We start from the raw sequence: 293 nt of genomic DNA, 5'->3' as shown, positions 1-293 counted from the left end.
TCCCTTATTTTATTCATTTGCTAATTAAAAATTACTCGCAACTTGATATGTGATGAATGAAAAGATGTAGGCTAATGCAAACAAATAAGTTGCCATAATGATGGGCTGTTTCCAGCTGCCAGTTTCTCGTCTAATTGTTGCTAACGTAGCAAGACAATGGGGAGCAAAAATAAACCATACCAATAATGATAAACCTGTGGCTAACCCCCATCCATCCGGGCCTGAAATTTGACTTAACAGACTTTGAGTTACTGTATCTTCATCACCTGACATCGCATAAATCACCCCAAGAG

General features: G+C 38.6%; 1 pseudogene. It reads right to left on the bottom strand.

Annotated features, from left to right (window positions below):
• Window positions 1–24: 24 nt before the first annotated feature.
• Window positions 25–293: pseudogene (locus SE27_RS14725) on the bottom strand (ferrous iron transporter B); the annotation flags it as partial.

The sequence above is a fragment of the Acinetobacter harbinensis genome (assembly GCF_000816495.1).
In the GTDB taxonomy this organism is placed as follows: domain Bacteria; phylum Pseudomonadota; class Gammaproteobacteria; order Pseudomonadales; family Moraxellaceae; genus Acinetobacter; species Acinetobacter harbinensis.
This window is presented reverse-complemented; position numbering and strand designations above follow the sequence as displayed.